Genomic DNA, 19,725 nt, shown 5'->3' with positions numbered 1-19,725 from the left:
CTGAGCTGTGACCTCACGCGCCAGTTGAGGTCGGGTTTGATGCGCAAACATTGCGGCTGAGTAAGTCGCGCAATTGGTTTTTCTCTTCGCTGGTCAACTCGCTCTGGCGAGCTTTTCGCAGAAGTTGTTCCAGGTTTCGCTCGCGTTGGCGGGCGGACAAGCTAGTAATGGTGTCGAAAAACTGTTGTTCAAGGTTGTCTCCCTCAATCAGCCATTCCTTCTCGGCCAGGGCCTTCAACAGGCGCCCCTGCTCGGTGCCATGCCACCGCGCAATCAACTGGAAAGAGTTTAGCTTGGGGTTCTTCTGCACGGCTTCAAGGAGTGCAACCAGCAATTGCGTATTGCTGTGGTCCTCGGCGGCGAAGTGCCCGGCGTCCTCTACTTTTTCCGCCAGTTGCGGGTGATGCAGCAAAGTGCGCAAGGCGGCCAGTGTTGGTGGTTCGACGGCGGCCGGCACGCGCGGGGCACGTGGCTGGTCGCGATCGCCGCGCTTGCCGTTCTTGTCCCAGGGTTTCTTGTCCCATTTCTTGCCGCCACTGCCGGGTTTTTTCGGTGTCCATTCCTGCTGGGGGGCGTAATCCTGTTGGGGTTGATGATAGTCGGCGAAATCCGGCATCGCGTCGTAATCGATGCCCGGGTCATAAGCCGGTGGCGCTTCCTGGGGGGCGCTGTGCACCAGTTGATTGACCGCTTCGCTGTTCAGGCCGGTGATTTCGGTCAGGCGCTGGCGCATGAGTGTGCGCAGGTTGGCGCCGGGCACCTTGTCGATCAGCGGTGCCGCGAGGGTGGCCATGTGGGCCTTGCCTTCGAGGGAGCGTGGATCGGCTTCTTCGGTCAATTGCTGGAAAAAATAGTCGGCCAACGGTTGTGCATGCTGGTTGATCCGCGCACGGAACGCATCGGTACCTTCGGAGCGCACCAGGGTGTCCGGGTCCTCGCCCTCGGGCAGGAACAGGAAGCGTGCCCGGCGTCCGTCCTGCAGGCACGGCAGGGTAGCCTCCAGTGCGCGCCAGGCGGCGTTACGGCCGGCCTGGTCGCCGTCGAAGCAGAACAGCACGTTGGGCACGACGCGAAACAGGCGCTTCATGTGCTCTTCGCTGGTGGCTGTGCCCAGGGTTGCCACGGCGTTGCGCAGGCCTTGCTGGGCCAGGGCAATAACGTCCATGTAGCCTTCGACGACAATGATTTCATCGAGGTTGCGGTTGTTCTTGCGCGCTTCGTACAGGCCGTAGAGTTCCTGGCCCTTATGGAACACCGGGGTTTCCGGGGAGTTCAGGTATTTCGGCTTGTCGTCGCCCAGCACTCGGCCACCAAAGGCGATGATCCGTCCGCGTGTGTCGCGGATCGGAAACATGACCCGGTCGCGGAAGCGGTCGTAGCGCTTGCCGGTTTCGGCATTTTCAATCAGCAGGCCGGCGTCGATCATGGCGCGCTGTTGCAGCGTATCGCTGCTTAGGTGCTTGTACAGATTGTCCCAACCGGGCGGGGCGAAGCCGAGGCCGAAGTCCCGGGCGATTTCGCCGGTCAGGCCGCGGCCCTTGAGATAATCCACCGCAGCCTTGCGTGCCGGATGGCTTTTGAGGGCCAGACGATAAAAATCCGCCGCCGCCGTCAGCAGTGGGTAAAGCGGAGAATCGGTCGGTTGGCGTGGCTTGTGCTGTCGACCGCTTTCCTCCCGGGGTATTTCCATGCCAGCGGCTTTGGCCAGTTCTTCGACGGCCTGGGGGAAGTCCAGATTGTCGTGGTCCATGATGAAGCCGAGGGCATTGCCGCCAGCGCCGCAGCCGAAGCAATAATAGAACTGCTTGTCGGGGCTGACGCTGAAAGAAGGCGTTTTTTCTTTATGGAACGGGCAGCAGGCCGTGTAGTTCTTGCCCGCTTTCTTCATTTGCAGGCGAGAGCTGACCACGTCGACGATGTCGGTGCGGTTCAGGAGGTCGTCAATAAAGCTCTGGGGAATCAGCCCGGCCATGGCGTTCTCATCATCACTGCGCGAAATATGGACCCGAAATCGGCAGGCGTAACCGGGTCTGGGTTTGAGGCACGCTAAATCGGTGGCTCGACCGGGTCGTCTGCATCATCGCTGTCGGGAAGTGTATCTGCCGATAATCCACTGACGTTAATAACTATCAGTATTCGACTGTTTGAATGTGTTGCGCTGAGTCCGGTAACGGCTGTTCAGGCCTCGGATAGCTCATGAAGCGGACACGCAGGCAGGTGCCTTGGGCTGATCGTCGTTAGAGGAATCAGGGTGTGCTCGTCGGTAGCCTTGGAAGGCTCGTCAGGAAAGACGTGCACCGCTGGCAAAAGAGCCAGGTCTGACGCGGTGAAGCAGGTTGTCTTGGTCGCGTCTGCGGCTTTGACGGTGAAGCATCAAGCGTTATTCCGCAAATGCCATAAGCCCGGCTTGAGGGCCGGGCTTGGCAGAAGCTTGCTACGAACGTCTGTGTATTAGTACAGACGTACGGCGCGGCGCTGTTCGCGCTGAACTTTCTTGGCGTGACGCTTAACAGCGGCTGCTGCCTTGCGCTTACGCTCAGAAGTCGGCTTCTCGTAGAATTCGCGGCTACGAACTTCAGCCAGAACACCGGCTTTTTCGCAGGAGCGCTTGAAACGACGCAGAGCTACGTCGAAGGGTTCGTTCTCTTTTACTTTGACGGCTGGCATCCAGAGCTACCTTCATTCATTACCGGGGGCAACATCCTCGCGGCAAAAGAGCACTTGAAGACGTCGGTTTTTAAGGGTTGCGGATGTTAACCCCTCAACGCTCGGAATGCAAAGCCTCTGATCGAAAACCGCTGGTCGGGGCACAACGCGGCGACTATTATGCGCGCCTTCGAATTCAGCCTCTACAAGGCGCAAACCCATGCTAGTACTGGGATTAGAAACCTCCTGCGACGAAACTGGTGTCGCACTTTACGACAGTGAGCGCGGCCTGCTGGCCGATGCGCTGTTCAGCCAGATCGACCTGCACCGCGCCTATGGCGGGGTGGTGCCCGAGCTTGCCTCCCGCGATCACGTCAAGCGCATGCTGCCCTTGATCCGCCAGGTCCTGGCCGAAGCTGGCTGCGTGCCGACCGAGATCGACGGCATCGCCTACACCGCTGGCCCGGGCCTGGTGGGCGCGTTGCTGGTGGGCGCCTCCTGTGCCCAGGCGCTGGCCTTTGCCTGGGGGATTCCGGCCCTGGGCGTGCATCACATGGAAGGCCACCTGCTGGCGCCGATGCTGGAGTCGCAACCGCCGCAATTCCCGTTCGTCGCTTTGTTGGTATCGGGCGGCCATACGCAGCTCATTCGGGTCGATGGCATCGGCCAATACGAGTTGCTCGGCGAGACGCTCGATGATGCTGCCGGCGAAGCGTTCGACAAAACTGCAAAAATGATGGGCCTCAATTATCCCGGCGGGCCGGAAATCTCCCGGCTTGCGACGCAAGGGGTCGATGGGCGTTTCGTGTTCCCGCGGCCAATGTGCGACCGTCCCGGCCTGGATTTCAGTTTCAGCGGGTTGAAGACCTTCGCCCTGAACACCTGGCAGCAGTGCGTCAGCGCCGGGGACGACAGCGAGCAAACCCGTTGCGACATCTCGCTGGCGTTCCAGCAGGCCGTGGTGGAGACTTTGACCATCAAGTGCAAGCGCGCCCTCAAGCAGGCCGGGCTCAAGCGCCTGGTGATCGCAGGCGGCGTGAGCGCGAACAAGGCCTTGCGGACATCGCTGGAGAAAATGCTCGGCGACATGAAGGGCGACGTTTACTACGCCCGGCCGGAGTTCTGTACAGATAACGGCGCGATGATTGCCTTTGCCGGTTGCCAGCGCTTGCAGGCCGGCCAGCACGAAAGCCTGGCGATCAGCGTACAGGCGCGCTGGCCGATGGAGCAGTTGGCGCCCCTGTGAAGCGTCATTTAAAAATGCCGTTCGCGCCCGGCGAACAGGTCGCGTAGATTGCCCCGGTGACGCCAGACGATCAGCGCAACCAGTGCGGTCATGGGCAGCAAGGCCGCCGGTTCCTGCCAGGCCAGCAACGGCAGGGTCAGCGGCGTGGCGATCAGCGCGGCCAGGGAGCTGGTGCGGGTCAGGTAGAGCGTCAGCAGCCAGGCACAGACAGCCAGCAGGGCGGCGGGCGGGTACAGGCCCAGCAGCATGCCGGCGGCGGTTGCGACACCCTTGCCGCCACGAAAGCGAAAGTACAGCGGGAATAGATGGCCGATGACGGCGCAGACGCCAATCCAGGCCTGTTGCTGCAACGAGAGCCCTGCGAGGCTGGCGATCAATACCGGGACAAGGCCTTTGCAGAGGTCGCCCAGCAGGGTCAGGATGGCAAGTTTGCGTCCGGCCAGGCGCAGCATGTTGGTGGCGCCGGCATTGCCTGAGCCACTCATTCGCGGATCCGGGCGACCGGTCAGGCGGCTGAGCAAAATGGCGAAGGACAGCGAGCCGAGCAGGTAGGCGAGAATCGCCAGTAACCAAAACATGCTAACTATTCCGGGCGAGGACGCCCTGATTCTAACGGCGCATTGCGCCCTTGTCGTGCTGCGGAGAAGAGTGCTTGGACAGAGTGTTTATCGAGGGCCTGGAAGTCGACACGGTAATCGGGGCCTACGACTGGGAGCGAGGCATCCGACAGTGCCTGCGGCTTGACCTGAGCTTCGCCTGGGACAACCGCCCGGCCGCCGCAGGCGACGACCTGACCCTGGCGCTCGACTACGCCAGCGTATCGTCGCGCATCCAGGCATTTGCCGAACGGGCGCAGTTCCAATTGGTCGAGACCTTTGCGGAGCGACTGGCCCAGGAGCTCATGGATGAGTTCAAGATCACCTGGCTGCGTCTGAAATTAACCAAGCCTGGCGCCGTACCGGCGGCCAGCGGCGTGGGTGTGGAGATCGAGCGCGGATGTCGCTGACTCAGGTTTTTCTCGGGCTCGGCAGCAATATCGAGCGCGAAACCCATCTGTGCGCCGGTCTTGAAGCCTTGGCCGGTTTCCTGGTGGACATCCGCTGTTCGGCCGTGTTCGAGAGCCAGCCAGTGGGTATCAAGAGCGGGCCATTCTTCAATTTCGTCGTCTCGGCCTTCACCGATCTGCCGCTGATGGAGCTGGATCGTCGTCTCAAGTTCATCGAGGCGGACAACGGTCGCTATGCGCCGGACCGCAAGGGGCTGCCGCTGGATATCGACGTGTTGTTGTATGGCGAACAGGTCGGCAACTTCGATGGGTTGATCTTGCCGCGTGCGGAAATCCTCAAGAACGCCTTCGTCCTGTGGCCTTTGTCGTTGATTGCTCCGGATCGGATTCACCCAGGCGTGGGCAAAAGCTTCGCCACTTTGTGGGAAGAATCGCAGATCGACCAGGTGCTGGCGCCGGTGGCTTTCGAATGGCGAGGCCAGCAGCTTACGCCATCGAATCTGCGCTGAAGCGCCTGCCGCTATCGCGAGCAAGCTCGCTCCCACAGTGGATCTCGGTTGAACACTAGAGATGTGCTCACTGAAATCCTAATGTGGCAGCGAGCTTGCTCGCGATGACGACGGAACATCCAACACAAATGCAAGCTGATCCAAGATTCCGTCAGCTTGCCGCTTCCTTGTAGGCCTTCAAAGCCCTGAGGCGCTCGCGCTTGATCGCCTCACCCAGCTCCGGTCCCTTGAAGCCCTTCTCCAGCAAGGGCTGCACCGCCACTGCGCGGGCCGCTGCCGCTGCCCCCCGCAAATAATCAGCCTGTGGATAACTTCGCTCTTCAAGCCCTTTGCGCCCCCGCGCATCCATCTCACAGGCTGCGATGAATTCCTCGAAGCGCTGAGGTCGACGGTACACATCGAAACTCTGCAGCAGCTCAAGCAAAGTGGACGCCTTGAGCTCAAGCGCACGATGACCATGGGTGTGGTATTGGCCAACCAGTAACGCCAATTCCTGACAGTCGCGGGGCGCCTTGAAGCGTTCGTTGACCGCTTTGATCAGCTTCAGCCCTGTGTGCTCATGGGCGATGTGCCGCGGCCATTCGTGTTGGGGCGTCAGGCCTTTGCCCAGGTCATGGAGCAGGCAGGCCCAGCGGACTGTCAGCGGTTGTTGGTGCAGGGCGGCTTGTTCCAGCACGCTCAGGGTATGGATGCCTGTGTCGATTTCCGGGTGATGGGCTTCAGGCTGGGGCACGCCAAACAGCGCATCGACCTCTGGCATCAGGACCTTGAGGGCCGTGCAGTCGCGCAAGACCTGGATAAATACCTGTGGCTGTTTTTCCATGAGGGCGCGGGAAATTTCTTTCCAGCTGCGCTCGGCCGTCAGAGCTTCCAGCTCGCCGGAATCGCTGAGTTGGCGCATCAGTTCAAGGGTTTCGTCCGCCACCTTGAAACCCAGCGAAGCATAACGCGCGGCGAAGCGGGCAACTCGCAGGACTCGAAGGGGATCTTCGGCGAAAGCGGGGGAAACGTGGCGTAGTACCCGGGCTTCCAAGTCGCGTTGGCCATGGTACGGATCGGTCAGGTTGCCGTGGTCATCTTCGGCCATGGCGTTGATCGTCAGGTCCCGGCGAACCAGATCCTCCTCCAGGGTCACTTCAGGGCTGGCATGGAACACGAAGCCGCCATAGCCTCGGCCGCTCTTGCGTTCGGTGCGGGCGAGGGCGTACTCCTCGCCGCTCTTCGGGTGTAGGAATACCGGAAAATCGGCTCCCACCGGGCGAAACCCCTTGGCGAGCATTTCCTCGGCGGTGGCACCCACCACGACCCGATCGATGTCGGTGACGGGAATGCCTAGCAGGCGGTCGCGAACGGCGCCGCCGACTTTATAGATCTGCATAAAAAACCTCCGTTGGTCCGACAGGATAACCTTTGCGTCGGACGTCCGGAGGTGAAAACGGGCTCAAAGATGAATGACGGCCAGGTCCAGGCGACCGTAGTCTCCTTCGGCTTGTTCGCCTCTGGGTGGCACGTGATGGGTTTTCATCACCTGATCGCCTTGCAGGGTTTCCAAGTGGATGTCGAAACCCCAGAGGCGATGCAGGTGCTTGAGCACTTCGTCGGTGGAGTCGCCCAGTGGTTTGCGGTTGTGCGCCTGGTGCCGCAGGGTCAGCGAGCGATCCCCGCGGCGGTCGATGCTGTAGATCTGCACATTGGGCTCGCGATTGCCCAGGTTGTACTGCGCCGCCAGGGTTTCGCGAATGATGCGATAGCCGCCCTCATCGTGAATGGCAGGTACCACCAGGTCATCTTTCTGATCGTCATCGAGGATGCTGAACAGTTTCAGGTCGCGGATCACCTTGGGCGAGAGGTACTGCAGGATGAAGCTTTCGTCCTTGAAGCTGCTCATGGCGAATTTAATGGCGGACAACCAGTCCGAACCGGCGATTTCCGGGAACCAGTGACGATCTTCTTCGGTAGGGTTTTCGCACATGCGCCGGATGTCGCGGTACATGGCGAAACCCAGTGCGTAGGGGTTGATACCGCTGTAGTACGGGCTATCGAAGCCAGGTTGGAATACCACGCTGGTGTGGGACGTCAGGAACTCCATCATGAAGCCGTCGGTGACCAGGCCCTCGTCGTACAGGTCGTTCATCAGCGTGTAGTGCCAGAACGTGGCCCAGCCTTCGTTCATCACTTGGGTTTGGCGCTGTGGATAGAAATACTGGGCGATCTTGCGCACGATGCGCACGATTTCCCGCTGCCACGGCTCCAGCAGCGGCGCATGTTTTTCAATGAAGTAGAGAATGTTTTCCTGGGGCTCGGCAGGGAACCGGGCATTGTCTTTTTCGTTGTACTTGTCTGCACCTTTGGGGATGGTGCGCCACAGATCGTTGATCTGTTTTTGCAGGTGCTCTTCGCGATCCTTTTGGCGCCGACGTTCTTCTTCGGCGGAAATCGGATACGGCCGCTTGTAGCGGTCCACGCCGTAGTTCATCAGGGCGTGGCAGGAGTCCAGCAGGTCCTCCACCGCGTCGATACCATGGCGTTCCTCGCATTGCATGATGTACTGCTTGGCGAACACCAGGTAATCGATGATCGAGCTGGCATCGGTCCAGGTGCGGAACAGGTAGTTGCCCTTGAAGAAGCTGTTGTGCCCATAGCAGGCATGCGCCACCACCAGGGCCTGCATGCAGATGGTGTTTTCTTCCATCAGGTAGGCGATGCAAGGATCGGAGTTGATGACGATCTCATAGGCCAACCCCATCTGGCCCCGGCTGTAGGATTTCTCGGTGCTGAGGAAGTGCTTGCCGTAGGACCAGTGGTGATAGCCCAGCGGCATGCCGACCGACGCGTAGGCGTCCATCATCTGCTCGGCGGTGATCACCTCGATCTGGTTCGGGTAGGTGTCGAGGGCATAACGGTCCGCGATACGGCTGATTTCGCGGTCGTAGGCCTTGATCAGCTCGAATGTCCATTCGGAGCCGGTGGAAATAGGCTGGCGCTTCTGCTCTTTTTTGGCGGTCATGTCACTAACCTGCGCTGGAAGAGTTCACGGAAGACCGGGTAGATATCCCCGGCCGAGACCAATTGCTGTTGGGCAAATGTGTCGGAAAAAGCTTCGGCAATCCGTTCGTATTCGTACCACAAGGCCTGGTGTTCGCGTGGAGTAATTTCCACGTAGGTGTAGTACTGGACGAACGGCATGATCTGGTTGATCAGGATGTCACGGCAGATCGGTGAATCGTCGTTCCAGTTGTCACCGTCCGACGCCTGGGCTGCATAGATGTTCCATTCGTTGGCGGGGTAGCGCTCGGCCATGATCTCCTGCATCAGCTTCAGGGCGCTGGAGACGATGGTGCCGCCGGTTTCCCTGGAATAGAAGAATTCCTCTTCGTCCACTTCCCGGGCGCTGGTGTGATGGCGGATGAACACGACATCGATCTTGTCGTAGTTCCGTTTCAGGAACAGGTACAACAGGATGAAGAAGCGCTTGGCGATGTCCTTGGTGGCCTGGGTCATGGAACCGGAGACGTCCATCAGGCAGAACATCACCGCCTTGGAGCTGGGGTTTGGCTGTTTCACCAGCAGGTTGTACTTGAGGTCGAACGTGTCGAGGAACGGTACGCGATGGATGCGGGCGCTGAGTTTCTCGATTTCCGCTTCAAGGTCCTGAATGTCGCCAAAATTGTCGGGTTCTTCGCGTTTCAGGCGGGCCAGTTCTTCCTTGGCCTCGCGTAGTTTTGCCCGACTGCTGCCCGACAGAGCGATACGCCGGGCGTGGGCCGAGCGAAGGGTGCGGATAATGTTGATGCGTGACGGATTGCCTTCGTTGCTGATACCGGCACGCACGGTCTTGAAGGTGTCGGTGCCGGTCAGGTTGCGCTTGACCAGGTTCGGCAGCTCCAGGTCCTCGAACATGAACTCCAGGAATTCCTCCTGGGTGATCTGGAACACGAACTCATCCATGCCTTCGCCGGAGTTACCGGCCTTGCCGGGTCCCTTGCCGGCGCCTCCGCCCTGGGGACGGGGGATGTGCTCGCCACTGGTGAATTCCTTGTTGCCGGGGTGCACGACGGTCTGTTTGCCACCGCGACCATGGTGAAGCACCGGCTCGTCGATGTCGCGACCGGGGATACTGATCTGTTCGCCGTGTTCCATGTCGGTAATGGAACGACGGCTGACCGCCTCTTCGACGGCCTTCTTGATGTGGTCACGGTAACGCCGCAGAAACCGCTGGCGGTTCACCGTGCTCTTGTTCTTGCCATTAAGGCGTCGGTCGATCACATAGCTCATAGGCCCCTCCGGGGGAGCTTCAAGTCGTAAGCCTCAAGCTGCAAGGAGCGTGGCGTCGAGCCATGGGCTCAACGCCGTTCCCTTGCAGGCTGTAGCTAGAAGCTTGCCGCTGCTTACTGCGATTTCCGGACCCGCAGATACCACTCGGAGAGCAGTCGTACCTGTTTGTCGGTGTAGCCACGTTCGACCATGCGTGTGACGAAATCGTTGTGTTTTTGCTGGTCCTCCTTGCTGGCCTTGGCGTTGAAGCTGATGACTGGCAGCAGGTCTTCGGTGTTGGAGAACATTTTCTTCTCGATGACCACCCGCAGCTTTTCATAGCTGAGCCAGGTTGGGTTCTTGCCGTTGTTGTTGGCCCGGGCGCGCAATACGAAGTTGACGATCTCGTTGCGGAAGTCCTTCGGATTGCTGATGCCCGCCGGTTTCTCGATTTTTTCCAGTTCCTCGTTGAGGGCCACGCGATTGAGTATTTCGCCGGTTTCCGGGTCGCGGTATTCCTGGTCCTGGATCCAGAAGTCTGCGTACAGCACGTAGCGGTCGAAGATGTTCTGGCCGTACTCGCTGTAGGACTCCAGGTACGCCGTCTGGATTTCCTTGCCGATGAACTCGATGTAGCGCGGGGCCAGGTATTCCTTGAGGAAACGCAGGTAGCGCTCGCGGGTTTCGGCCTGGAATTGCTCCTGCTCGATCTGCTGTTCCAGCACATACAGCAGGTGAACCGGGTTGGCCGCGATCTCGTGGGGGTCGAAGTTGAAGACCTTGGACAGGATCTTGAACGCGAAACGTGTGGACAGCCCGTTCATCCCTTCATCGACCCCCGCGTTGTCGCGGTATTCCTGGATCGACTTGGCCTTCGGATCGGTGTCCTTGAGGTTTTCACCGTCGTACACGCGCATCTTCGAATAGATGTTGGAGTTTTCCGGCTCCTTGAGGCGCGACAGTACCGTGAACTGGGCAAGCATCTTCAGGGTGTCGGGTGCGCAATGAGCCTTGGCCAGCGAACTGTTGAACAGCAGCTTGTCGTAGATCTTCACCTCATCGCTCACTCGCAGGCAGTACGGCACCTTGACGATGTAGATCCGGTCGATGAAGGCCTCGTTGTTCTTGTTGTTGCGGAAGGTATGCCATTCCGATTCGTTGGAGTGGGCCAGCAGGATGCCGGTGAACGGAATGGCGCCCAGGCCCTCGGTGCTGTTGTAGTTGCCTTCCTGAGTGGCGGTCAGCAGCGGGTGCAGCACCTTGATGGGCGCCTTGAACATTTCGACGAATTCCATCAGGCCCTGGTTGGCCCGGCACAGCGCACCCGAATAGCTGTAGGCGTCGGCGTCGTTCTGTGGGAATTCTTCCAGTTTACGGATATCGACCTTGCCCACCAGGGCGGAAATATCCTGGTTGTTTTCGTCACCCGGTTCGGTCTTGGCCACCGCGATCTGGTTGAGGATCGATGGATAGAGCTTGACCACCTTGAACTGGCTGATGTCACCGCCGAACTCGGCCAGACGCTTGGTTGCCCATGGCGACATGATGGTATTGAGATAGCGGCGTGGAATGCCGAAGTCTTCCTCGAGGATCGCGCCATCTTCAGTGGCGTTGAAAAGCCCTAGAGGCGATTCGAACACCGGCGAGCCCTTGATGGCGTAGAAGGGCACTTTTTCGATCAGTTGCTTGAGCTTCTCGGCCAGGGACGATTTACCACCACCCACGGGGCCGAGCAGATAAAGGATTTGTTTCTTCTCTTCCAGGCCTTGGGCGGCGTGGCGGAAATAGGACACGATTTGTTCGATGCATTCTTCCATCCCGTGGAAGTCCGCAAAGGCCGGATAGCGGCGAATCACCTTGTTGGAAAAGATTCGCGAGAGCCTCGAGTTGGTCGAGGTATCCAGCAGCTCCGGTTCTCCGATTGCCAGCAACAGACGCTCCGCAGCCGATACATAGGCACTGCGGTCCTGCTTGCAGAGTTCGAGGTATTCCTGCAGCGAGTATTCCTCCTGCCGCGTGGACTCGAAACGTTGCTGGAAGTGGCTAAAAATGCTCATGACGTCACCTCGCTCGATACGTGGAGCCGGTGTCGGATCAATCAGTCGATGCTGGACAGCCGCTGGGAACCCAGTTGCCGTTTTACCCCCCAGAATGCTTTCAAGAATGCAGGCTCTTGAAAGCTGACTCCCGATGACCCGCGCGCCGGTGTACCGGCTCTCCCCTGTTTTGGATGGCCTGAGGCTAAGGATAGTTCGGAATCGCGGAGGTAAAGGTGGAATACGTAATTAGTTATGGCAGACCGTTCGTCTGCCATCGCTCAAGCCCACGGTTCACGCGGGCTTGGGCGGCATAAAAAATTATTCGTGATTGTCTTGCGCTGTTTCTGAAGGAAAAGTCGCACGCCACAATTCAAAACCGCCGTCCAGGCTGTAGACGTCGCTGAAGCCCTGGCTGACCAGATAGGCGGCCGCGCTCTGGCTGGAGTTGCCGTGATAGCAGACCACGACCGTAGGCGCATCGAGGTCGGCGGCACGGATGAAGTCGGCGATGGAATGGTTGTCCAGATGCCGGGAGCCACTGATATGCGAAGCCGCAAAAGTGGCTGGGTCGCGGACATCGACGACGACCGCGCCTTGCTCGCGCAGGGCCTTGGCCTGTTCCGGGGGGATGCGTTTGAATTCGCTCATGAGGGGCTCCTGTAGCTGAAGCGCAACGCCGGTCAAACGGCAGTGCCGGCCGGCAATGGTGCAGTGGTCGGGTGATAGGTTTTGGCGTGGCCCTGTTCATCGCAATCGCAATGCAGTTGCTCGCCAGTGTCGACGTTCATCAGGGTCATGGCGCTGCCCCATACGCAACCGGTATCGAGGGCGAAGACGCCAGGTTCGTCGGATTGTCCGCCCAGTGCCGCCCAGTGCCCGAAAATGATCTTCAGGTTACGGGTCTTGCGCTCACTGTGCTTGAACCAGGGGGCGTAGCCGGGCGGCGCCGTCTCGATGCCTTCCTTGCCCTTGAGATCGAGCTTGCCGTCGCGGGTGCAGAAGCGCATGCGCGTGAAATAATTGGTGATGACGCGAAGACGAGCGCTGCCAGTCAGGTCGTTGTCCCACTTGACCGGCTCGTTGCCGTACATGCCATCCAGGTAGGGGGCGAACAGGTTGTCGTCGCGCAATGCCTGTTCGACTTCGCCAGCGCACTTGAGCGCCTTGCGCAGGGACCACTGGGGCGGGATGCCGGCATGGACCAGTGCAAGGTTGCGCGCCTCGTCGTAGTGCATGAGCTTCTGCTGGCGCAACCACTCCAGCAATTCAACGCAATCGGGGGCGTCGAGGATTTCGCTCAAGGTGTCGGACTTTTTCAGGCGCTCGATGTTCTGCCAGGCAGCCAGCAGATGCAGGTCGTGGTTACCGAGCACGCACACCAGCGACTGACGAATGGTGTAGAGAAAGCGCAAGGTCTCGAGGGACTGCGGGCCACGGTTGACCAGGTCGCCCACCAGCCACAGCGTGTCTTTTTGAGGATCGAAAGCAACGCGCTCCAGCAAGCATTTGAGCGGGTCGAGGCAGCCTTGCAGGTCGCCGACCGCATACGTGGCCATTAGTGCAGGGCTCCGGGCACGGCCAGGCGAAAGGGCTTGATGACGGCGTCGAAGCGTTTGCCGTCCTCGGCCAGCATCTGGTAGGTGCCCTGCATGGTGCCGACCTTGCTCGTCATCACCGTGCCGCTGCTGTAGCTGTGGCTTTTGCCTGCCTCGATCAACGGCTGCTGGCCGACCACACCTTCGCCACGCACTTCTTCGACATGGCCATCGCCGTCGGTGATGATCCAATGCCGTGACAGCAGCCTGGCCGGCAAGGAGCCGTTATTGCGCACGGTAATGCTGTAGGCGAAAGCGAAGCGGTCATGCTCGGGTTGCGACTGTTCTGCCAGAAAACGGGTGGTGACGCTGACGTCGACCTGGTAACGAGGATCGGACATGCAAAAAGGCCTTAAAAACGAAGCGGGACGCGGGCGCGACTCAAGGGATCAGTCTAGGCCAAGTATCGGGTAGTAGACCAGACTGGCGTACTGCCCGATAGCGATCGTCACCCGTTCAGTTGGCGTCGACTTGCGGGGCGACCTGTTCACTGAGTTTGTCGGCCAGGCGCACGAACGCAGCCAGGTCCAACTGCTCTGGGCGCAGGCTGCCATCGACGCCGGCGGCTTCGATTTCGGTGCTGCTGAGCAATAGTTTCAAGGTGTTGCGCAAGGTCTTGCGACGCTGGTTGAACGCTTCACGTACCACCCGCTCCAGCAGGCGATGATCCTTGGCCGGGTGCGGCAGGACGGCATGGGGTACCAGGCGGACAATGGCCGAGTCGACTTTCGGCGGCGGGTTGAACGCACCCGGGCCTACGTTGAACAGGTGTTCGACCCGGCAATGGTACTGGACCATGATCGACAGGCGACCCCAGTCACCACCGCCAGGGCCGGCGGCGAGGCGCTCGACCACTTCCTTTTGCAGCATGAAGTGCATGTCGCGGATCAGGCCGGCGTTGCTCAACAGGTGGAAGATCAGCGGCGTGGAGATGTTGTACGGCAGGTTTCCCACCACCCGCAGGCTGTTCGGTGCGGCGTTCAGGCTATTGAAGTCGAACTTCAGCGCGTCGCCCTGGTGCAGGCTGAAATTGCTCCTGCCGGCGAACTGCTGGTTGAGGATCGGGACCAGGTCCTTGTCCAGTTCCACCACATCGAGTTGCGCGCCGCTATCGAGCAGACCCTCGGTCAGGGCGCCCTGGCCCGGGCCGATTTCCAGCAGGCGGTCGTCGGGCTTGGCCCGGATCGAGCGCAGGATGCGATCGATCACGCCGGCGTCATGCAGGAAGTTCTGGCCGAAACGCTTGCGCGCGCGGTGTTGGTATTGCTCGGTCATAAATGGGTCTCGGCCATCTGGTAGGCGGTTTCCAGCGCGACTTGCAGGCTGCCGGTATCGATCTTGCCGCTGCCGGCCAGGTCCAGGGCAGTGCCATGGTCCACGGAGGTGCGGATGATCGGCAGGCCCAGCGTCACGTTGACCGCCGCGCCGAAACCTTTGTACTTCAGCACGGGCAGGCCCTGGTCGTGGTACATCGCCAGCACCGCGTCGCAGTGCTCCAGATATTTTGGGGTAAACAGAGTGTCGGCAGGCAGCGGGCCACGCAGGTCCATGCCCTCGCTGCGCAAGCGCTCCAAGGTGGGTTCGATGATGTCGATTTCTTCACGGCCCAGGTGTCCGCCTTCACCGGCATGGGGGTTGAGCCCACAGACGAGGATGCGTGGCCGGGCGATGCCGAATTTTTCCTGCAGGTCGGCGTGCAGGATGCGCGTGACCCGCTCCAGGCGTTCCGGGGTGATGGCGTCGGCGATGTCCCGCAAGGGCAGGTGAGTGGTCACCAGGGCCACTCGCAGGCCACGGGTGGCGAGCATCATCACTACTTGCTCGGTGTGGGTCAGCTCAGCCAGGAACTCGGTGTGCCCGGAAAAGGCAATCCCGGACTCGTTGATCACACCCTTGTGCACCGGTGCGGTGATCATGCCTGCGAATGACCCGTCCAGGCAGCCTTCGCCTGCGCGGGTCAGGGTTTGCAGGACGAACGCGGCGTTGGTCTTGTCCAACTGCCCTGTGACGACCGGAGCGCCCAGGGGCGTATCCCAGACATACAGGCTGTTGGCGGGCGCCGGGACGTCCGGCCAGGCCTGCGGTGTCACGGGCAACAGGTTGACGACCACCCCCAGTTGCGCGGCCCGCTCAAGGAGCAGGTCGCGACTGGTGATGGCTATCAGGGGATGTGGCTGGGCTTGCGAGGCGAGCAGCAGGCACAGGTCGGGACCGATGCCGGCTGGTTCGCCGGGAGTCAGCGCGAAACGCTTGGGTTTCACTGCGCTGCCTGGTCTGCACCAGGAAGTTTGATTTCAACGTAGGCTTCGTCGCGAATCTGACGCAGCCAGGTTTGCAGCTCTTCGTCGTATTTGCGGTTGCGCAAGACAGTCATTGCCTGCTGTTCGCGAGCCTGGGTGGTGCTGTCAGTGGCGCGGCGGCCAAGGACTTCCAGCACGTGCCAGCCATAAGGGCTCTTGAACGGTTTGGACAGCTGGCCTTGCGGCGTGTCGGCCATGACCTGGCGGAACTCGGGAACCAGTGCATTGGGGTCAACCCAATTCAGGTCGCCGCCGTTGAGGGCAGAGCCCGGGTCTTCCGAGAAATTTTTCGCCAGTTCAGCAAAGTCTTCACCCGCTTCGATGCGGTCGTAGAGTTTCTCCGCCAGGCGCTTGGTCTCGGCTTCGCTGCGAATCTCGCTTGGCTTGATCAGGATGTGGCGAACATGCACTTCGTCACGGACCTGGGTTCCACCACCGCGCTTCTCCAGCACTTTCAGGATGATGAAGCCGCCTGGCGTACGCGCTGGTTGGGTGATGTCGCCCACGGCCATGGCGCTCAGTTCGCGGTCGAACGGAGGCGGCAGTTGAGCGGGCTTGCGCCAGCCCATGTCACCGCCTTCCAGGGCGTTGTCGCTGCCCGACTTGGCAATGGCCATCTGACCGAAATCAGCGCCTTGCTTGAGCTGCTGGTAGACATCCATTGCCTGGCGATAAGCGCTCTGGATCGCTTCGGAGTTGGCGCTTTCCGGCGTCGGAATCAGGATGTTCGCCAAGTGCAGTTCTTCGGAAAGCTGCATCTTGCCCAGGTCGGAAGCGAGGAAGTTCTTCACTTCCTGCTCCGACACCTGGATGCGTTCGGCCACACGGCGCTGACGCACACGGCTGATGACCATTTCGCGACGGATCTGATCGCGGGCGTCCTCGTAGGAGAGGCCGTCGCGAGCCAGGGCGGCCCGGAACTGGTCGATGCTCATGTTGTTGCGCTGGGCAATGGTGCCAACGGCCTGGTTCAGTTCTTCATCGGTAATGCGAATGCCGGAGCGTTCGCCAATCTGCAACTGCAGGTTTTCGACGATCAGGCGTTCGAGCACTTGCTGGTCCAGTACGCCTGGTGGCGGCTGGCCACCGCCGCGCTTGGCGATGGTTTGCTGCACTTCATGGACGCGCTGGTCCAGCTGGCTCTGCATGACCACGTCGTTGTCGACGATGGCCACCACTTTATCGATGGACTGTACCGCGGCGTTGGCCGCGGTACCCAGGAACAGCGCGCCCAGCATCAGCGGGCGCAGACAATCAGAAAGCTTGGTCTTCACGTTCACGATAACCTTGGATGCCTTTGTCGAGGAAGCTCTCTACCTTGGCGCCAGTAAGGCCGCCGAGTCCCTTCAGAACAATTTGGAGGAAGACGCCGTGGTCGCCTTTTTCGTTTTCCGGGGCGGCTTGACTGAACTCTTCATAGTCGACCCAGTAACGGTTGATCAGGCGCAGTTTCCAGCAGCAGTTGTCATATTCGAAACCACCGAAGGCTTCCAGGGTGCGGTTGCGGTTGTAGTCATACTGCCAGCGGCTGATTGCGTTCCACTGCGGCACGATCGGCCAGATGACCGAGAAGTCGTGCTGCTTGATCTTGTAGTAGTCCTTCACGTAGTTCGGATCACCCGGCCTGCCGTAGTCGCCACCCCCCACTTGCCATTGACCAGTGGTCTCGTCGTAACGGACCTGGTCGTTGCGATAGCGATAACCGGCGTTGATGACCTTGTTCGGGTTGTCTTCCGGCTGGTAGTGGAACATCGCGCTGCCCGAACGAGGGCTGCGGGTGTCCGGATCCCAGTTGTAGGTGGCGGTGGTGCGCCAGTCGCGGTTCCAGCGGTATTCGTATTCCAGCGCGTATGGAGAGACGTCCGACTTGGCGTCTTCGCGGGTCTCGAAGTCGATGCCAGGCAGTTGGACCTTGCGATCCTTGAAATAGAACGCCTGGCCAACGGCGACACGTTGGCGTTCGAAGCCGTTGTCTTCAATCCAGCGGCTGGTTACGCCCAGGGACAGCTTGTTTTCGTCCCCGACACGGTCGGAGCCGGTGAAGCGGTTGTCGGCGAACAACGAGGAATAGCTAAAGGTCGACTCGCTCGTATCGAAGACAGGGATGTCGCTCTGGTCCTTCTCTGGTACATAGAGGTAGAACAGGCGTGGTTCCAGAGTCTGGCGATAGTTGGTACCGAACCATTGTGTGTTGCGATCGAAGTACAGGCCGCTGTCGACGCTGGCGATAGGAACACTGCGGTTTGGCGTGCTGTCGTAGCTGTTCCCAACGGCGCTCTTGCCCCTACCATCCAGATCCAAATCGTATTGGGTGTACTGGTACTTGAGGGATGGCTTGATATAGCCGTAGGACGCGGTCATCGGCAGGCTGATAACTGGCGCCAGGTTCAGGCGGTCGCCGTTGGCCCGTGCCAAGCCTGCAACGTTGGTGTCGAGGAAGTCATCAGTGTTGCCGTCTTCATCGGTGTACTTACCGGTCCGCAAATCACGATCAAACCGCACCAGCTCGGTCTTGTAAGCGAAATCCAGACCATACGGATGCTCGGGTAACGAGCCATTGAACGTGATCTGCGGCAGGCGGTTATAAGGCGTGATCTTCGAAATCGTCGCCATCTGGTAAGCCTGGGCATTCAATCGGGCAACGTAGTTGTCCCCCCGATAGCTGACGACCCCTTGCTGGTTCACATAATCCCTGGACTCGACACCGATCTGGTCGGTCTGCAAATCCTGGAAGTAGTAAGGATCGCTGATCTTGGTGTAGTCGACTTCCGTCAGCACGCGCGAATCGAGACCGCCCTTGTGCTGCCAGTTGTACATGTAGCGCGTCTTGTCGTAGTCGGTCTGCCCGCTGCGCTCATCGTCTTCGTCGTTGAGGTACGCCGCGCCGAACTGACCTTCGCTGGACTTGGTCAGGTAGCGGAACTCGCCTTCCATCAACAGGCCACGCTTGCCCATGTATCGCGGGTACAACGTGGCATCGTAGTTCGGTGCCAGGTTGAAGTAGTACGGGGTAACCAGCAGGAAGCCGGTATCGCTGCCGCTGCCGATGGTCGGCGGCAGGAAGCCGGACTGGCGACGGTCGTCGATCGGGAAGTAAATGTAAGGCGTGTACAGGACTGGAATGTCCTTGACCCGCAGCGTCACGTTGGTCGCGGTACCGAAGCCGGTGGCCGGGTTCAGGGTGATGTTGTTGCCCTTGAGCGTCCAGGCGTTGCTGTTCGGTTCGCACGTGGTGTACGTACCGTCCTTGAGGCGGATGATCGCGTTCTCGGCGCGCTTGGCGTACAGCGCGTTACCACGGATGCGCGATTTGTGCATGACGTATTCGGCGTTGTCGACCTTGGCTTCGCCGGTGTCCAGCTGTACATCGGCATGGTCGCCGACGATCAGTGCGCCGTTGTCGCGAACCCGCACGTTGCCGCTCAGCTCACCACGGTTCTCGGCCTGGTACAGGCTGGCCTCGTCGGCCTCGACCTGCATGCTGCCCTGGCGCATGACCACATCGCCGGCCAGGGTCGCCACCTGTTCTTCCTGCTGATAGCGTGAAGCCTTGGCGCCGAGGAAGGTAGGAGCGTCGCTCTTGGCCGTCTTGTCGTTCATGCCAGGACGGGTTGGCTCGATATAGGCACCCGAGCAGTAAGGGCCGGTTTCAGCCAATTGCGCCGGGGTGAGGTTCTCCCGTGGAACCCAATCGAGGTGACTGTAGTCTGCACTGCGTGACTTCAGGCCACGGCCCTTGGCTTCGGTAACGAGCATCGGCTTTTCGCCGGCTTCCTCGCCCGAGCTGCTGTCGGTCGCAGCGGCACCGCTGTCGGAAACCGCACTGCCATCATGCACGGGACGCGGCGGCAACGCGGCGGCCGGTGTCTTGGGCGCACAGTCCCAGGCACCCGAAGCGGAGACGGAGCAGTCATACTGCTGCGCCGCGACGACGAATGAAGAGGCCAGGGGTTGCAGGGCCAGCAGACTGCCGGTGACCAGCAACGGAAATTTTTTACGAAACGCGGGGGATTTCAATGCCATCTTATTAGTCCGGGCTTCCTGCGTGCCATCTGCCCGCGGTGTGGGCCGCACGCCTCTCGATGGTCTGAAAAAGATGCTGGATAATAAAGCATGACCCGCTTGACGGC

Annotated in this window: 17 protein-coding genes; 3 read left to right on the top strand and 14 right to left on the bottom strand. The window is 60.2% G+C overall.

Annotation, left to right across the window (positions count from 1 at the left end):
- Positions 1-13 precede the first annotated feature (13 nt).
- Positions 14-1,972, bottom strand: a complete 1,959-nt coding sequence (dnaG, locus tag AB4Z20_RS12130) for a DNA primase (RefSeq protein WP_253469946.1) — start codon at positions 1,970-1,972, stop codon at positions 14-16.
- 479 nt (positions 1,973-2,451) lie between these two features.
- Positions 2,452-2,667 (bottom strand): 30S ribosomal protein S21, encoded by a 216-nt coding sequence (gene rpsU / locus AB4Z20_RS12125; RefSeq protein WP_002551877.1) that lies wholly within the window; start codon positions 2,665-2,667, stop codon positions 2,452-2,454.
- A gap of 199 nt (positions 2,668-2,866) precedes the next feature.
- Here rpsU and tsaD point away from each other — a divergent pair, with 199 nt between their 5' ends.
- Positions 2,867-3,892 (top strand): tRNA (adenosine(37)-N6)-threonylcarbamoyltransferase complex transferase subunit TsaD, encoded by a 1,026-nt coding sequence (tsaD, locus tag AB4Z20_RS12120; RefSeq protein ID WP_253469943.1) that lies wholly within the window; start codon positions 2,867-2,869, stop codon positions 3,890-3,892.
- 8 nt (positions 3,893-3,900) lie between these two features.
- Here tsaD and plsY read toward each other — a convergent pair whose 3' ends face one another.
- On the bottom strand, positions 3,901-4,470 hold the full coding sequence (gene plsY / locus AB4Z20_RS12115; protein WP_442089961.1) for a glycerol-3-phosphate 1-O-acyltransferase PlsY: 570 nt from the start codon (positions 4,468-4,470) through the stop codon (positions 3,901-3,903).
- Between the two features lie 74 nt (positions 4,471-4,544).
- Between plsY and folB the strand changes: the two genes are divergently transcribed.
- Together folB and folK are read left to right on the top strand one after the other, a co-directional pair.
- Positions 4,545-4,898, top strand: coding sequence for a dihydroneopterin aldolase (gene folB, locus AB4Z20_RS12110; protein ID WP_253469940.1), 354 nt, complete (start codon positions 4,545-4,547; stop codon positions 4,896-4,898).
- Positions 4,889-5,407: a 2-amino-4-hydroxy-6-hydroxymethyldihydropteridine diphosphokinase gene (gene folK / locus AB4Z20_RS12105; RefSeq protein ID WP_253469937.1), complete on the top strand. Its 519-nt coding sequence runs from the start codon at positions 4,889-4,891 to the stop codon at positions 5,405-5,407. The genes folB and folK overlap by 10 nt, the downstream gene beginning before the upstream one ends.
- Before the next feature lie 151 nt (positions 5,408-5,558).
- On the opposite strand, the gene AB4Z20_RS12100 is transcribed toward folK, so the two are convergent.
- From AB4Z20_RS12100 to AB4Z20_RS12050, 11 genes are all read right to left on the bottom strand, one after another.
- Positions 5,559-6,785, bottom strand: coding sequence for a multifunctional CCA addition/repair protein (locus AB4Z20_RS12100; protein WP_253469934.1), 1,227 nt, complete (start codon positions 6,783-6,785; stop codon positions 5,559-5,561).
- A 63-nt stretch (positions 6,786-6,848) separates the two neighbouring features.
- Complete coding sequence (locus tag AB4Z20_RS12095) at positions 6,849-8,414, bottom strand: SpoVR family protein (RefSeq protein WP_253469931.1); 1,566 nt, start codon at positions 8,412-8,414, stop codon at positions 6,849-6,851.
- The gene (locus AB4Z20_RS12090; RefSeq protein ID WP_014340517.1) at positions 8,411-9,682 is read right to left on the bottom strand and encodes a YeaH/YhbH family protein; all 1,272 of its coding nucleotides are present in this window, start codon (positions 9,680-9,682) and stop codon (positions 8,411-8,413) included. Before AB4Z20_RS12090 ends, AB4Z20_RS12095 begins: the two co-directional genes overlap by 4 nt.
- A gap of 113 nt (positions 9,683-9,795) precedes the next feature.
- Entirely contained in the window at positions 9,796-11,718 is a 1,923-nt protein-coding gene (locus tag AB4Z20_RS12085; RefSeq protein ID WP_442089958.1) for a PrkA family serine protein kinase, read from the bottom strand.
- Positions 11,719-12,018: 300 nt separating this feature from the next.
- A complete protein-coding gene (glpE, locus tag AB4Z20_RS12080) occupies positions 12,019-12,348 on the bottom strand; it encodes a thiosulfate sulfurtransferase GlpE (protein WP_253469925.1) in 330 nt (109 codons plus the stop codon).
- A gap of 32 nt (positions 12,349-12,380) precedes the next feature.
- A complete protein-coding gene (locus AB4Z20_RS12075; protein WP_442089955.1) occupies positions 12,381-13,256 on the bottom strand; it encodes a symmetrical bis(5'-nucleosyl)-tetraphosphatase in 876 nt (291 codons plus the stop codon).
- Entirely contained in the window at positions 13,256-13,636 is a 381-nt protein-coding gene (apaG, locus tag AB4Z20_RS12070; RefSeq protein ID WP_214509852.1) for a Co2+/Mg2+ efflux protein ApaG, read from the bottom strand. The genes AB4Z20_RS12075 and apaG overlap by 1 nt, the downstream gene beginning before the upstream one ends.
- 115 nt (positions 13,637-13,751) lie before the next feature.
- On the bottom strand, positions 13,752-14,570 hold the full coding sequence (gene rsmA / locus AB4Z20_RS12065) for a 16S rRNA (adenine(1518)-N(6)/adenine(1519)-N(6))-dimethyltransferase RsmA (protein ID WP_018607222.1): 819 nt from the start codon (positions 14,568-14,570) through the stop codon (positions 13,752-13,754).
- Positions 14,567-15,556 (bottom strand): 4-hydroxythreonine-4-phosphate dehydrogenase PdxA, encoded by a 990-nt coding sequence (gene pdxA / locus AB4Z20_RS12060; protein ID WP_214509851.1) that lies wholly within the window; start codon positions 15,554-15,556, stop codon positions 14,567-14,569. Before pdxA ends, rsmA begins: the two co-directional genes overlap by 4 nt.
- Positions 15,553-16,869: a peptidylprolyl isomerase SurA gene (gene surA / locus AB4Z20_RS12055; protein ID WP_152667581.1), complete on the bottom strand. Its 1,317-nt coding sequence runs from the start codon at positions 16,867-16,869 to the stop codon at positions 15,553-15,555. Before surA ends, pdxA begins: the two co-directional genes overlap by 4 nt.
- Complete coding sequence (locus AB4Z20_RS12050) at positions 16,850-19,618, bottom strand: LPS-assembly protein LptD (protein WP_442089952.1); 2,769 nt, start codon at positions 19,616-19,618, stop codon at positions 16,850-16,852. Before AB4Z20_RS12050 ends, surA begins: the two co-directional genes overlap by 20 nt.
- Positions 19,619-19,725: the final 107 nt, after the last annotated feature.

This window comes from Pseudomonas sp. KB_12 (assembly GCF_052114545.1).
GTDB classification, from domain to species: Bacteria; Pseudomonadota; Gammaproteobacteria; order Pseudomonadales; family Pseudomonadaceae; genus Aquipseudomonas; species Aquipseudomonas brassicacearum.
Note: the sequence above shows the minus strand (reverse complement) of the source record. Positions and strands in the feature narration are given on the sequence as shown.